The sequence below is a fragment of the Dokdonella immobilis genome, from assembly GCF_900115085.1.
GTDB lineage: Bacteria > Pseudomonadota > Gammaproteobacteria > Xanthomonadales > Rhodanobacteraceae > Dokdonella > Dokdonella immobilis.
On record NZ_FOVF01000009.1, the window covers coordinates 89,193 to 103,469 of the forward strand.

The following is a 14,277-nucleotide window of genomic DNA, read 5'->3' on the forward strand; positions in this document are numbered from 1 at the left end:
AGGGAATCATTCGCCACCCGGGTCGAAAAGTTCGCCCGGAACGGGCACTTGCGCGCGTCGCGGCGGGGTCAGGCCGAGATGACGCCAGGTTCGATTGGTAACCATGCGCCCGCGCGCGGTGCGGATCAGGAAACCCTGCTGGATCAGGTAAGGCTCGATCACGTCCTCGAGCGTGCCGCGCTCCTCGCTGAGCGCGGCGGCCAGGGATTCGACCCCGACCGGACCGCCATCGAAGTACTCGATGATCGTGCCCAACAAGCGGCGATCGAGCGCATCGAAACCCTCGGCGTCGACATCGAGCATCTTCAGCGCATCCCGCGCCACCGCGGGCGTGACATTGCCGTCGGCCCGGATCTCGGCGAAATCGCGGACCCGGCGCAGCAGCCGGTTGGCGATACGCGGGGTGCCGCGCGAGCGCCGCGCGATCTCGCCGGCACCCTCGGCGTCGCAGACCACGCCGATGATCCTGGCCGCGCGCTGCACGATCAGGGTCAATTCGGCCGGGGAATAGAACTCGAGGCGCTGGACGATGCCGAAGCGGTCGCGCAACGGTGCGGTCAGCAAGCCTGCCCGCGTGGTCGCCCCGATCAGGGTGAATGGCGGCAGATCGAGCTTGATCGAGCGCGCCGCCGGCCCTTCGCCGATCATGATGTCGATCTGGAAATCCTCGAGCGCCGGATACAGCACTTCCTCGACCACCGGCGAAAGACGGTGGATCTCGTCGACGAACAACACGTCGCGCGGCTGCAGGTTGGTCAGCAGCGCGGCCAGGTCGCCGGCACGCTCGAGCACGGGTCCGGAGGTGCTGCGCAGGTTGACCCCGAGTTCGTTGGCGATGACGTGGGCCATGGTGGTCTTGCCGAGGCCCGGAGGCCCGAAGATCAGCACATGGTCGAGCGCACCCGCCCGCCGCCGCGCGGCTTCGATGTAGATCGACATCTGCTCGCGCACGGCTTCCTGGCCGAGATATTCGGCCAGGCGCTGCGGGCGGATGCTGGCTTCGATCAGCTCGTCCTCGCGGTCGGCGCTGGCGGCGATCAGGCGGTCGGTCATTGGGGGCCGGGATTCGGGATTGGGGATTCGGGATTGGTCAAAGCGGATTATCGTCTGGCTGGCACTTTCGCGATAGCAACATGACGGCGAAAGGCGCCAGTGTCTCAGTAAACCACATGCCGCCGGCTCTTCCGAATCCCGAATCCCGAATCCCGAATCTCGGTTCCAACCAATCCCGAATCCCGGCCTCTCAGATCTCCACCTGCGTACCCAGCTCGATCAGGCGGTTGCCGGGAATCTCGAAGTAGGCGGTGGCCGGCAGGGCGTTGCGCTGGAGGAAGGCGAACAGCTTGTCGCGCCATAGCGGCATGCCGTGGTTGTCGGTCGCGACGATGCTCTCGCGGCTGAGGAAGAAGGTGGTGTCCATCATGTCGAACGGCAGGCCGCATTCGCTGATCGCCATCAGCTGTTGCGGCACGTTCTGGTCCTCGGCGAAGCCGTAGCGCAGCACGACCTTGAAGAAGTCGTCGCTGAGCGTCTCGATCTCGACATGCTCGTCGGCATCGACCGTCGGCACATCGAGGGTTTCCACGGTCAGCAGCACGTTGCGCTCGTGCAGCACCTTGTTGTGCTTGAGGTTGTGCAGCAAGGCGTTCGGCACCGCGCCCTGGTTGGCGGTCATGAAGATGGCCGTGCCCGGCACGCGCAGCGGCGGGTGCGAGTTGATCGAGGTGACGAAGGGCTCTATGGCGAGACCGGCGCGCTTGATCTGGCGCATGACCAGGTCGCGGCCGCGCCGCCATGTGGTCATCACCGCGAACAGGATGATGCCGAGCACCAGCGGGAACCAGCCGCCGTGCTCGACCTTGTCGGCGTTGGCGCCGAGGAAGGCGCCATCGATGGTCAGGAACAGCAATCCGACCGCGAACACGCTGATCCGGCTCCAGCCCCAGATCCGCCGCGAGACGATCATGACCAGCACCGAATCGATCGTCATCGTGCCGACCACGGCGATGCCGTAGGCGGCAGCGAGATTGGTCGAGGACTGGAAGCCGAGCACGACCGCGATCGTCAGCACCAGCAACATGCGATTGATCCAGGGCAGGTAGATCTGGCCGCGCGATTCGGCCGAGGTGTGCAGGACCTGCATGCGTGGCAGGTAGCCAAGATGGATCGCCTCGCGGGCGACCGAGAAAGCGCCCGAAATGACCGCCTGCGAGGCGATCACGGTGGCCGCGGCGGCAAGGATGATCATCGGGAACAGCAGGGCCTCGGGAATCATCCGGTAGAACGGGTTGGTCGCTGCCGAGGGGTCGGAGAGCAGCAAGGCACCCTGGCCGAAATAGTTGAGGACCAGCGCCGGCAGCACGAAGCCGAACCAGGCCATGCGGATCGGTTTCTTGCCGAAGTGGCCCATGTCGGCATAGAGCGCTTCGGCGCCGGTCACGGACAGCACGACAGCGCCGAGCGTGAAGAAGCCGGCGGTGCCGTTGCCGAGCAGGAAATCGATGCCGTAGTGCGGGCTCAGCGCGGCCAGCACCTGCGGCGCCTGGACGATCTGGACCAGGCCGAGTGCCGCCAGTGACAGGAACCAGACCGCCGTGATCGGAGCGAACACCGCGCCGACCTTGCCGGTACCGTGGCGCTGGAACGAAAACAGGCCGATCAGGATCAGCACGGTGATCGGCACGACCCAATGGTCGAGCCCGGGCGCCGCGACCTGGAGACCCTCGACCGCGGATAGCACCGAGATGGCCGGCGTGATCACGCCATCGCCGAAGAACAGCGAGGCGCCGAAGATGCCGAGGACCATGATCAGCCAGCGCGCCTTGACGTTGTCGCGCACGCCACGCTGGGCCAGCATCATCAGGGCCATGATGCCGCCTTCGCCCTTGTTGTCGGCGCGCAGGATGAAGGTGGCGTATTTGACCGAAACGACCAGGATCAGCGACCACAGGAACAGCGACAGGACGCCGATGATGTTGGCCGAGGAATGGCCGATGCCGTGTTCGCCGAAGGCTTCCTTGAAGGCGTACAGCGGGCTCGTACCGATATCGCCGAAAACGACGCCAATGGCGCCCGCGGCGAGTCGGTAAAGGCGGGTGCGGCTACCGTTGCTGGTTTCAGTGCTCATGGATTCGCATTCCGGATTCGATGCCGATCAGCGCAGTGCCGCTTTCAACGCCTTGCGGATGATGTCCTCGGCACTGTCGCCGGGCGCACTGGCATCCTTGACCAGCCGCGAAACCTCGGCGGGCTTGTAACCAAGCGACTGCAGGGCCACGCTGGCTTCGCTGACCGGGTCCTTGGCCACCGCGCCGAAAACGCGGGTCGCCGGCGTCCCGACCAGGCCGTCGACCCGATCGCGCAACTCGACGATCATGCGTTCCGCGGTCTTCTTGCCGATGCCCGGGATGCGCGTCAACGCAGCCACGTCGCCCCCCTGCACGAAGCGGGCAAAGTCATCGGTGCTGACCCCTGAGAGAACCGCGAGAGCTATCTTGGCGCCGATTCCGCTGACTTTCTGCACGCCGCGGAACAGGGCGCGTTCGGTTTCGCGCAGGAATCCGTAGAGGGCGACCGCGTCTTCCTTGACCGCGTAGTGCGTGCACAGCGTGACCGCCTGGCCTACTTCAGGCAGGTCGTAATAGGTCGACATCGGCACTTCGAGTTCGTAGCCGATGCCACCGACATCGACCATGATCCACGGTGGCTGCTTGCTCACCAGGGTGCCCTTCAATCGACCGATCATCGGCGCCTTCTCCATGCTGTTCGCGGAATGCCCAGCCGCTCGGTGCTCGAGCGGGTGTGGGCATGGGTCAGGGCCACGGCGAGGGCATCGGCCGCGTCGGCCTGCAACCGGCCCGGGATGCCGAGCAGCACACCGACCATGTGCTGGACCTGGCCCTTGTCGGCACCACCACCGCCGACCACGGCCTGCTTGACCTCCTTCGCCGCGTACTCGGCCAGGCCGAGGCCATGGCTGACCACCGCGCAGATGGCCGCGCCGCGGGCCTGGCCCAGTTTCAGGGCGGAATCCGGATTGCGCGCCATGAAGACGCGCTCGATGGCGACTTCGGCCGGCGCATGTGCTTCGATTGTCGCCCCGACTTCGTCGAAAATGCGTTTGAGACGCTCATGGAAGGTATCCGCCCCCAGCAGGTCGATCGCTGCATGGAAGACGTGATGGGAGCGACCGTCCTCGCCGACGTCGATGACGCCGATGCCGGTGCGCTGGCTGCCCGGATCGATGCCGAGGATGCGGATCATGGCCGCCGGATCCCTGCGCGTTCGACATCGGCAGGAGCGCGCCGGCGGCTTCGGATGACACTGACCTCCATCGACGCTACGTGTCCTGTCCAGTCCATGCGCTTGACCCGATGGACGCCTCGGCGTCGAACGGGCAAGTCGCGGATTTTAGCAGGTGCCGGCGCGCCTGGCTGGATCATCGGGCGGCTCCCGCTTGCGCGAAGAACCGTCCGTCGCGGAGGAACCCGGCGGCCAGCGAGGCGACCTCGGCCGAGAACAGCAATCCGGTATGCGTGGCGTCGACCACGCAATGATCCCGGACTCCCGCCAGGCGGGTCTCGGTGACGCTGACCGTGCCGTCGTGTGGCCGCTCGAGCGGTGCGATCAGGGCGCCGAGGCCGATCGGCGTGCTGCCTGCAATCACGCCGACCTCGCGTTCGCCGTTCCAGGCCTGCAATCCCTGGTGCAGGACTTCGGCGCTCCTGCCCATCAGCAGTCGCCCACCCGGCAGGGCCTGCAGGCGACTGGCCGCCGTGCTGCCCCTGAGCGGAGAACCGAGACAGACGATCCGTCCCGCGGGAAGGTCCGCATCCTGCGCCGCCAGGTCCAGCGCGAGCATGCCGCCGAGACTGTGGCCGACCACGTGGACGCGGCGTGCGCGCGGCTGGCGCCAGCATTCCCGCAGCCGCGCCAGCGAACCGTTCCATTCCGCGGTGACGCTGCGATAGTCGAAGGTCTCGACCGAGAACCCGGCATTGCGCAGGCGGCGGGCCAGCGGCAGCATGGCGATGCCGCGCATCCAGATGCCATGCACGACGATCACGTGTTCGGCCGACTCAGTGCTCACCAGCTCGCATCCTCCGGGCGCAGGCGACCCGACCGTGGTCAGGCGGAACCGGGCGCTGAAACAGGTCCATCGGGCTGAGGACCGTGGCTTCAGCGATCCGCCGGCTCGACCACCTGGACGTGCAGTTCAGCCAGTTGGGCGCCCGGCACCCGCGACGGCGCGGCGGTCATCAGGTCCTGCGCGCTGGCCGTCTTCGGGAAGGCAATGACATCCCGGATCGAATCGGTACCGGCCATTAGCGCCGCGATGCGATCGATGCCGAAGGCGATGCCACCGTGCGGCGGCGCCCCGTAGCGCAGCGCCTCGAGCAGGAACCCGAACTTGGCCTGTGCTTCCTCGGCGCCGATGCCGAGCAGGTCGAACACGGCACTCTGCATGTCGGTACGATGGATACGAATCGAGCCACCGCCGATCTCGTTGCCGTTCAGGACCATGTCATAGCCGCGCGACACCGCATTCGCGGCATTCGCCCGGAGGTCGGCCACGTCGTCGATCTTGGGCGCGGTGAAGGGATGATGCAGGGCGACGAAACGCTTCGCTTCGGCATCGAACTCGAACATCGGGAAATCGACCACCCAGAGCGGTTTCCACGCATTTTCGACCAGACCGAGGTCGCGTGCGACCTTGATCCGCAGGGCGCCGAGGAAATCGCTGACCGTCTTGTAGTCGCCGGCCCCGAACAGCAACAGGTCGCCACTCTGCGCAGCGGTCGCACCGAGCACGCCCTCGAGTGCCGCATCGTCGAGGAACTTGGCCACGGGTGAGTTGATCCCGTCGCGCCCGTTTTCGAGCGCGTCCACGCGCAACCAGGCCAGTCCCTTGGCGCCGTATTTCGCCGCATGCACGCCGAGTTCGTCGATCTGCTTGCGCGTGAACGACGCGCCGCCGGGCACGCGCAGGGCGGCGACGCGTCCGGCGGGATCGTTGGCCGGCCCGCTGAACACCTTGAACTCGACATGGCGCACGTGCTCTGCCACGTCCACCAGTTCGAGTGCGATGCGCAGGTCGGGCTTGTCAGAGCCATAGCGGGCCATGGCTTCGGCGTAGCTCATGCGTGGGAACGGCCCACCGAGATCGACCCCGGAAACTTCCTGGAAGACATGGCGGATCATGGCCTCGACCGCGTCCTGCACGTCGCGCTCGCCGACGAAGGCGAATTCCATGTCGAGCTGGGTGAATTCGGGCTGGCGGTCGGCGCGCAGGTCCTCGTCGCGGAAGCAGCGTGCGATCTGGTAGTAGCGATCGAAGCCGGCCACCATCAGCAACTGCTTGAACAGCTGCGGCGATTGCGGCAAGGCGAAGAACTCGCCCGGGTGCACGCGGCTCGGCACCAGATAGTCACGGGCACCCTCCGGCGTGGCCTTGGTCAGGATCGGCGTTTCGATATCCTGGAAGCCGCGCTCGTCGAGATAGTGGCGCAAGGCCGACACCAGCCGCGTGCGCAGGCGCATCTTGCGCTGCATGTCGGCGCGACGAAGTTCGAGGTAGCGGTAAGTGAGCCGGGTGTCTTCGTTCGGATTCTCGTGCAGCGCGAATGGCAGGCCTTCGGCCTTGTTGAGGATTTCGATGCGTCCGGCGAGCACTTCGACCTGGCCGCTGCGCAGCTTGTCATTGGCGCTGACCCGGCGCCGCACGGTGCCCTCGATGCGCAGGCAGTATTCGTAGCCGACCCCCGAGATCTGCCGGAAGGCTTCCTCCGACTCACGCTCGACCACGATCTGGACGATGCCCTCATGGTCGCGCAGGTCGACGAAGGCCACGTGGCTCTGCAGGCGGACCGTATCGACCCAGCCGCAGACACTGACGCTCTGGTCGATCAAGGCCTCGTGGATGAGGCCGCAATAGTGACTGCGCATGGCTAGCTCCGGGGAAAGGCGCGGAATGCTATAGCCGATCATGCTGCACCGCAAACAAGAACGCCCGCCGTGAGGCGGGCGTCGAGGCTTGCAACAACGCTGGAGGCGGGCTCAGCGCCAGCGACGATCGATCCGGAACACCGCCGAACATCCCCCGCTGACCCAGACTCCGGCGCGGTTCCAGCCCCAGCTCCGGCCCTCGATGCAGGCCGAATTGGAGAGCTGGCGGACGATTCGGACACCGCCGCCGCGACCGACGTCGACCTGGCACATGCGATAGCGGTAGTCGTCGCTCGAGCAGGTCAGGCTGATGTCGCGATCCCAGCCGGGACCCGGACGCCAGTCGCCGCCGTGGTGATCGCCCCGCCCACGCTCGACGAAAACGCCGGCACAACCGCGGTCGACCCACAGGCCACGGCGATCGATGCCCCAGGTACGGCCCTCGATGCAGCGCGCTTCGGAAAGCTGCCGAACGAGGTCAGCCGAACGCCAGTCCACGTCGCAGCGCGTGTAGCGATAATCGTTGCTGCTGCATTCGATGCGATCACGACCGCCGCCGTAGCCACCGCGTTGCGGCTCGGCCTGGGCCGTCGTAGTCATCAGAACCGCTCCCGCAACGGCGACCCCGATGGTGAATAACTTGCTCAGCATGCGCCTTCTCCTCTCTGATGGCGCCCGCAGTGTAGACCGGACGACGCTGAACGTCTGCCCTCCCCGGCTAGCCTTCGTTCGCGGCAGACGGTTTCGATTCAGGCTTCTTGGTTTCCGTCTTGACCGGCTCGGGCTTGGCCGAGGTATCGGCGGCGGCCGGCTTTTCCGCGGACTCCGAGCTGGCCAGGTTGCGCCTGGTGTCGCCCTCCTTCTTGAAATCGGTCTCATACCAGCCTGAGCCGGACAGCCGGAATGCCGGCGCGGTCAGGCGTCGGCGCACGCCATGCTTGCCGCATTCCGGGCAGTCGCTCGGATCGGCGTCGGAAACCTTCTGCAGACGTTCGAACCGGTGCGCACAGCTCGGACATTCAAATTCGTAGATAGGCATCGGTGTCTTCACCCGGAATCGTGGAATGCTGCGCCGGCAAATGGTGCCTCGCGCCAGCATATCAATGCCTGGGCGGATGACGGAAATTCCGCGCGCAAGGGCCGCAGAGGAGCCTGCACGTGCGCGCACCGAGCCGCGGGGCGAGACATCCGCCCGGCAGATCGATACTCTCACGACCGGACCACGCCTGGTCCGCTGCGCCAATTCGACCGGCCACGGCGCGCGGAAACCGCCGTCTGGCGGGAATCGGAACCGGCGGCAACCGGCCCCGTTCGGCCGCAAACAGGAGCCTGAAACCTAATGAATGAAGTCATCGGCGCGATCAATGACCTGGTCTGGAGCAAGGCGCTGATCGCGTTGTGCCTGGGTGCCGGCCTGTACTTTTCGATACGCACCCGCTTCATGCAGGTGCGCTCGATACCGGAGATGATCCGTTCGATCTTCAGCGGCAAGACCTCGCCCTCGGGCGTGTCGTCGTTCCAGGCACTGACCATGTCGCTGTCCGGCCGGGTCGGCACCGGCAACATCGCCGGCGTCGCCACCGCGATCGCCTTCGGCGGTCCCGGCGCGGTGTTCTGGATGTGGACCGTGGCCTTCTTCGGCGCATCAACTGCGTTCGTCGAAGCCACCCTGGCCCAGATCTACAAGGAAAAGGACGATCGCGGCATGTACCGCGGTGGCCCCGCCTATTACATCGAGAAGGGCCTCGGCCTGAAGTGGTATGCTTGGCTGTTCGCGGTCGCCACGATCGTCGCCACCGGCTTCCTGCTGCCAGGCGTGCAGGCCAACAGCATCGGCGCGGCCATGCAGAACGCCTGGGGCATCGAGCCCTGGATGACTGCGGCCGCGGTCGTATTCGGACTCGGCTTCATCATCTTCGGCGGGGTCAAGCGCATCGCCCACTTCGCCGAATTCGTCGTGCCGTTCATGGCCCTGGCCTACATCATCGTCGCCCTGATCATCATGTTCCTCAACATCGAGCAGGTGCCGGCGGTGTTCTCGCTGATCTTCAAGAGCGCATTCGGCCTGCAGGCCGGATTCGGCGCCGTGCTCGGCCTGGCCGTGGAGTGGGGGGTCAAGCGTGGCGTCTATTCGAACGAAGCCGGCCAGGGCACCGCGCCGCACCCGGCGGCAGCGGCCGAGGTCACCCACCCGGCCAGGCAGGGCTACGTGCAGGCATTCTCGATCTACATCGACACGATGCTGGTCTGTTCGGCCACGGCGTTCCTGATCCTCTCGACCGGCATGTACAACGTGATGAACCCTGACGGCGGCATGCTCGTCGAGAAACTGCCGGGCATGGAGATCGGACCCGGCTACGCGCAGGCGGCGGTCGAATCGATGCTGCCGGGCTTCGGCCAGGGTTTCGTCGCCCTGGCCCTGCTGTTCTTCGCCTTCACCACGATCGTCGCCTACTACTACATGGCCGAGACCAACATCAGCTACATCAACCGCAAGATACACCGGCCCTGGATCGTCCTCGTCCTGCGCGTCGGCATCCTGATCATGGTCACGATCGGGACGATCAAGACTGCCGGCGCGGCCTGGCAACTCGGCGACATCGGCGCCGGCCTGATGGCCTGGCTCAACATCGTCGCGATCCTGATCCTGCAGAAACCGGCATTTGCCGCCCTGCGCGACTACGAACGCCAGCGCAAGGCTGGCACCGTCGACCCGACCTTCGATCCCGACGCACTCGGCATCCGCAATGCCGAATTCTGGAGCGAGAAGCTGCGCGAGGATGCGAAATCGGCGGGCAATTCCTGACCGCATTGCGCTGGCCGGCTGCGCGCGGGCTCCGGACGCGGCGCGACTACGCCGTGGCCGGAGCCCGGCGCCCTTGCCGGGCGCGGCCCTTTACGACGCCGGAGCGAACACGATCTGCCCGCCCTGGGCGTCGACGTGGACCGTGTCGCCTGGCTGGAACTGGCCTTCGAGGATCTGCCGGGCCAGCGGATTCTCGAGCTGCTGCTGGATCGCCCGCTTCAGCGGCCGCGCACCGTAGACCGGATCGAAGCCGACGTTGCCGAGCAGGTCGATGGCCTTGTCCGAGATCTCGAGTTTGAGCTGGCGTTCGGCCAGGCGCTTGCCGAGGTACTCGGTCTGGATCCGCGCGATCTTGCGGATCTGGGCCTTGTCGAGGGAGCGGAATACGACGATCTCGTCGAGCCGGTTGATGAACTCGGGGCGAAAGTGCGCCTGCACGACGCCCATCACCGAGGCCTTCATCTGCGTGTACTGTTCCTCGCTGTCGCCGGACATCTCCTGGATGAACTGCGAACCGAGGTTCGAGGTCATCACGATCACGGTGTTGCGGAAATCGACGGTGCGACCCTGGCCATCGGTCAGGCGGCCATCATCAAGCACCTGCAGCAGCACATTGAAGACGTCCGAGTGCGCCTTCTCGACCTCGTCGAGCAGGATCACGCTGTAGGGACGGCGACGCACCGCCTCGGTCAGATAGCCGCCTTCGTCATAGCCGACATAGCCGGGCGGCGCGCCGATCAGGCGGCTGACCGAATGCTTCTCCATGAACTCGCTCATGTCGATGCGCACCATCGCGTCGGTCGAGTCGAACAGGAACTCGGCCAGCGCCTTGCACAGCTCGGTCTTGCCGACGCCGGTGGGCCCGAGGAACAGGAACGAGCCGTTCGGCCGGTTCGGATCGGAAAGACCGGCGCGCGAGCGACGGATCGCGTCGGCGACCGCCTTGACCGCCTCGTCCTGGCCGACCACGCGCTGGTGCAGCGCATCTTCCATGCGCAGCAGCTTGTCGCGCTCGCCCTCGAGCATCTTGGAAACCGGAATGCCGGTCCAGCGCGCGACGACTTCGGCGATTTCCTCGGCGGTGACCTTGTCCTGCAACAGCTGGAAGCCCTGCTGCTCGGTCTCCTGGGCCGCGGCCAACTGCTTCTCCAGCTGCGGGATGCGCCCGTACTGGATCTCCGAAACCTTGGCGAAATCCTGCTGGCGCATCGCCGCGTCGATCTCCTGGCGCGCCTGCTCGATCGCTTCCTTGATCTTGGTGGTGCCGGTGACGGCCGCCTTTTCGGCCTTCCAGATCTCCTCGAGATCCGAGAACTCGCGCTCGAGCGTGTCGATCTCGGTTTCGAGATCGGCTAGGCGCTGCTTCGATTCGGCGTCCTTCTCCTTCTTCAGCGCCTCTCGCTGGATCTTGAGCTGGATCAGGCGCCGCTCCTTGCGGTCGAGCTCTTCCGGCTTGGAATCGATTTCCATGCGGATGCGCGAGGCCGCCTCGTCCATCAGGTCGATGGCCTTGTCGGGCAACTGGCGATCCGGGATGTAACGGTGCGACAACGTGGCCGCGGCGACGATGGCCGGGTCGGTGATCTCGACCCCGTGGTGCACGGCATAGCGCTCCTTGAGTCCACGCAGGATCGCGATCGTGTCCTCGACGCTCGGCTCGCCGACGAAGACCTTCTGGAAGCGGCGCTCGAGCGCGGCATCCTTCTCGATGTACTTGCGGTATTCATCAAGGGTGGTCGCACCGACGCAATGCAGTTCGCCGCGCGCCAGCGCCGGCTTGAGCATGTTGCCGGCATCCATCGAACCCTCGGCCTTGCCCGCGCCGACCATGGTGTGCAGCTCGTCGATGAACAGGATCACCTGGCCTTCCTGCTTGGCCAGGTCGTTGAGCACGCCCTTCAGACGCTCCTCGAACTCGCCGCGGAACTTGGCGCCGGCGATCAGCGCGCCCATGTCCAGCGAGAGCACGCGCTTGCCGCGCAGGCCCTCGGGCACTTCGTCGTGGATGATGCGCTGGGCCAGGCCTTCGACGATCGCGGTCTTGCCGACGCCGGGTTCGCCGATCAGGACCGGGTTGTTCTTGGTGCGCCGCTGCAGCACCTGGATCACACGGCGGATCTCCTCGTCACGCCCGATCACGGGATCAAGTTTGCCGGAACCGGCCCGTGCGGTCAGGTCGATGCAGTATTTCTCCAGCGCCTGGCGGTTCTCCTCGGCATTGGCGTCCTCGACCTTCTCGCCGCCACGCATGCGCTCGATCGCCGTTTCAAGGGCGGCGGCGTTGCCGCCGGTCGCCTTCAGTGCGGCACCGACCTCACCCTTGTCCTCGAGCGCGGCCAGCACGAACAGTTCGCTGGCGATGAACTGGTCGCCACGCTTCTGGGCCAGCTTGTCGGTCAGGTTGAGCAGGCGGTTGAGATCGTTGCCGACTCCGATGTTGCCCTCCTGCCCCGCTACTTTCGGCAGGCGGTCGAGGACCTGGCCGAGGCGCGTGCGCAAGGCGGCGACGTTGACCCCGGCCTGGGCCAGCATCGGCTGGGTCGAACCGCCCTGCTGATCGAGCAGGGCGACGAGGACATGCACGGGTTCGAGCATGTTGTGGTCGCGACCGACGGCCAGGCTCTGGGCATCGGCCAGGGCCTGCTGGAAGCGCGAAGTGAGTTTGTCCATGCGCATGTTGAGTGCCTTCTGATGAAGTGGCAGCCGGGCCGCCGATGCGCATGAAATGGTGCCCGGCCGGCGCGGAATCAAGCAGCCTGGGAACGCCCCCGCCGCACCACTGCGGCGGTCGCCGCGAATGGCGCGCGGTCAGGTCGCCTGGGCCGCGGTCCGCGCGGCGAGCGTAGCCGCCGGCGACAGGGTGATGCGGAAACAGGCGCCACCGCCGGCCACCGGCACGTACTCGAGCGTGGCCTGGCTCGATTCGCACATCTGCCGGGCCAGGTACAGGCCCAGTCCGGTGCCGTCCTCGCTGGTCGTGTAGAACGGATCGAAGATCTGCGCGGCGACCTTGGCCGGGATGCCCGGGCCGCGATCGACGACTTCGAGCAGGGGCGGCCCCTTGTCGGTCGCCATGCGCGCCACGAGTACCACGCGCGCCACCGAACCAGGCTCGCGGCCGTAGCGGATCGCGTTCTGGACCAGGTTCCAGACCACCTGCTGCAGGTGCTGCGGATCGACCATGGCCTCGATCGTGCGGTTCTGCGTGATCGCGCGCAGATGATCCTGGCCGAGGTCGTTGCTCTGCTTGTATTCCTCGACGAAGGCCAGCGCCCAGGCATTCAGGTCGATGCTTTCCGGACGCGAACGCTCGCGTCGCGACAGCTGCAGGATGTTCTCGATGACTTCGTTGGCGCGCGTGCAATGGTTGTTGACGATCTCGACCAGGCGCCGGTCCTCCTCGTGCATGTTCTCCGACTCGGCCAGCAGCTGCGCCGAATAGCGGATCGCCGCGAGCGGATTGCGGATCTCGTGGGCGATCGACGCGGATAGCCGGCCGAGCGAGGCGAGGGTCATTTCCTCGGCCCTTCGCGACAGCAGCGAAGTGTCGTCGAGAAAGATCAGGATGTGCGTGTCGTCGTTTGGCGACATGCGCGAGAAGCGCGGGATCACCTCGGGAACGTCGGCGGCCAGGGCGACCGGGTTCTGGTCGATCCGACCGGAATGGCGCCAGTGGTAGAGCCGACGCGACAGTTCCGGCGCCACCTGGCCAAGATCGCGCTGGTTCGGCGAGGGATTGCCGATCAGGTGCCAGGCCGACTCGTTGATGCGCAGGATGTGGTTGGCATCGTCGACCAGCAACACGCCGGTCTTCATGCGCCGGATGATCAGGTCGTTGACCTGCTCGAGATTGAGCAGATCGACGCCGCGCTGCTCAGCCAGCGCTTCGGTTTCGCGCATCTGCCGGCCAAGATGCGCGCAAAGCGCGGCCACGGCGATGTAGGCGAATCCGAACAATGACGCTTCGAGGATGCTGCGGTCGACCGTCGCTGCGCTGAAATACGAAAACAGCGGCGGCGCTATGACGCCGACCGCAGCCAGCGCGGCAAGCAGCAGGGATTGCCGGAACGGCAGCAGCAGCGCGCCGACGCCGACGTTGACCATCAGCATCATCGGAATCGAGCTGTGCCCGCCGCTGATCGAGAACAGGACCAGGGCCGCCGCCAGCGTGTCGAGGGTCAGGGCCAGGCCAATGCTGGCGCTGAGCCGGCGGCGCATGCGGTCGGTGGAAATCAGCAGGATGATCGCGACCGCGCAGTAGATCAGGGTCACCGAGCGACCGAGGTCGGCGTGGCTGATCCGGATCCAGTCGACGGCGAGGGTACTGAACACCAGGCCCAGGTAGACGACTGCTTCGAGCAGGCGGTACAGATTGAAGAAATAGAGTTCGCGCCGGGTGATGTCACCGGCCGCGTCTTCCGCCCGTCGCGCCTGCCGCTCTGCCAAGATCTGTCCTCCAGTGGCCCCGAAGTATAGGTGCGCAGGGCGCAATGCTACAGCCTGCGCGCCGGCTTGCCTGCCCGTCG

At 66.1% G+C, this 14,277-nt stretch carries 11 protein-coding genes; 1 reads left to right on the forward strand and 10 read right to left on the reverse strand.

Annotated elements, in window-relative coordinates; genetic code table 11:
- Positions 1–6 precede the first annotated feature (6 nt).
- The 8 genes from ruvB to BM125_RS08940 form a co-directional block, all read right to left on the reverse strand.
- On the reverse strand, positions 7–1,053 hold the full coding sequence (gene ruvB, locus BM125_RS08905; RefSeq protein WP_092407065.1) for a Holliday junction branch migration DNA helicase RuvB: 1,047 nt from the start codon (positions 1,051–1,053) through the stop codon (positions 7–9).
- A 190-nt stretch (positions 1,054–1,243) separates the two neighbouring features.
- A complete protein-coding gene (locus tag BM125_RS08910; protein WP_092407067.1) occupies positions 1,244–3,127 on the reverse strand; it encodes a potassium transporter Kup in 1,884 nt (627 codons plus the stop codon).
- Positions 3,128–3,154: 27 nt separating this feature from the next.
- Entirely contained in the window at positions 3,155–3,745 is a 591-nt protein-coding gene (ruvA, locus tag BM125_RS08915; protein WP_092407127.1) for a Holliday junction branch migration protein RuvA, read from the reverse strand.
- The gene (gene ruvC / locus BM125_RS08920) at positions 3,742–4,263 is read right to left on the reverse strand and encodes a crossover junction endodeoxyribonuclease RuvC (RefSeq protein WP_092407069.1); all 522 of its coding nucleotides are present in this window, start codon (positions 4,261–4,263) and stop codon (positions 3,742–3,744) included. The genes ruvA and ruvC overlap by 4 nt, the downstream gene beginning before the upstream one ends.
- 175 nt (positions 4,264–4,438) lie before the next feature.
- Positions 4,439–5,089, reverse strand: a complete 651-nt coding sequence (locus BM125_RS08925; protein ID WP_245778853.1) for an esterase/lipase family protein — start codon at positions 5,087–5,089, stop codon at positions 4,439–4,441.
- 89 nt (positions 5,090–5,178) lie between these two features.
- Positions 5,179–6,945 (reverse strand): aspartate--tRNA ligase, encoded by a 1,767-nt coding sequence (gene aspS / locus BM125_RS08930; protein ID WP_092407071.1) that lies wholly within the window; start codon positions 6,943–6,945, stop codon positions 5,179–5,181.
- 111 nt (positions 6,946–7,056) lie between these two features.
- Positions 7,057–7,596 (reverse strand): DUF3011 domain-containing protein, encoded by a 540-nt coding sequence (locus BM125_RS08935; RefSeq protein ID WP_092407073.1) that lies wholly within the window; start codon positions 7,594–7,596, stop codon positions 7,057–7,059.
- 67 nt (positions 7,597–7,663) lie between these two features.
- Positions 7,664–7,984, reverse strand: coding sequence for an FmdB family zinc ribbon protein (locus BM125_RS08940; RefSeq protein ID WP_092407075.1), 321 nt, complete (start codon positions 7,982–7,984; stop codon positions 7,664–7,666).
- A 300-nt stretch (positions 7,985–8,284) separates the two neighbouring features.
- Between BM125_RS08940 and BM125_RS08945 the strand changes: the two genes are divergently transcribed.
- Positions 8,285–9,751, forward strand: coding sequence for an alanine/glycine:cation symporter family protein (locus tag BM125_RS08945; RefSeq protein WP_092407076.1), 1,467 nt, complete (start codon positions 8,285–8,287; stop codon positions 9,749–9,751).
- A gap of 90 nt (positions 9,752–9,841) precedes the next feature.
- Here BM125_RS08945 and clpB read toward each other — a convergent pair whose 3' ends face one another.
- Together clpB and BM125_RS08955 are read right to left on the reverse strand one after the other, a co-directional pair.
- Positions 9,842–12,427 carry an ATP-dependent chaperone ClpB gene (gene clpB / locus BM125_RS08950; RefSeq protein WP_175497979.1) on the reverse strand — a complete coding sequence of 862 codons (2,586 nt, stop codon included), beginning with the start codon at positions 12,425–12,427 and terminating at the stop codon, positions 9,842–9,844.
- 132 nt (positions 12,428–12,559) lie between these two features.
- Entirely contained in the window at positions 12,560–14,197 is a 1,638-nt protein-coding gene (locus BM125_RS08955) for a sensor histidine kinase (RefSeq protein WP_092407080.1), read from the reverse strand.
- Positions 14,198–14,277 lie beyond the last annotated feature (80 nt).

Bases quoted from the DNA above. Each gene is read 5' to 3' on its own strand.
- ruvB (WP_092407065.1), bottom strand. From the start codon at position 1,053: ATGACCGACCGCCTGATCGCCGCCAGCGCCGACCGCGAGGACGAGCTG.
- BM125_RS08910 (WP_092407067.1), bottom strand. From the start codon at position 3,127: ATGAGCACTGAAACCAGCAACGGTAGCCGCACCCGCCTTTACCGACTC.
- ruvA (WP_092407127.1), bottom strand. From the start codon at position 3,745: ATGATCGGTCGATTGAAGGGCACCCTGGTGAGCAAGCAGCCACCGTGG.
- ruvC (WP_092407069.1), bottom strand. From the start codon at position 4,263: ATGATCCGCATCCTCGGCATCGATCCGGGCAGCCAGCGCACCGGCATC.
- aspS (WP_092407071.1), bottom strand. From the start codon at position 6,945: ATGCGCAGTCACTATTGCGGCCTCATCCACGAGGCCTTGATCGACCAG.
- BM125_RS08935 (WP_092407073.1), bottom strand. From the start codon at position 7,596: ATGCTGAGCAAGTTATTCACCATCGGGGTCGCCGTTGCGGGAGCGGTT.
- BM125_RS08940 (WP_092407075.1), bottom strand. From the start codon at position 7,984: ATGCCTATCTACGAATTTGAATGTCCGAGCTGTGCGCACCGGTTCGAA.
- BM125_RS08945 (WP_092407076.1), top strand. From the start codon at position 8,285: ATGAATGAAGTCATCGGCGCGATCAATGACCTGGTCTGGAGCAAGGCG.
- clpB (WP_175497979.1), bottom strand. From the start codon at position 12,427: ATGCGCATGGACAAACTCACTTCGCGCTTCCAGCAGGCCCTGGCCGAT.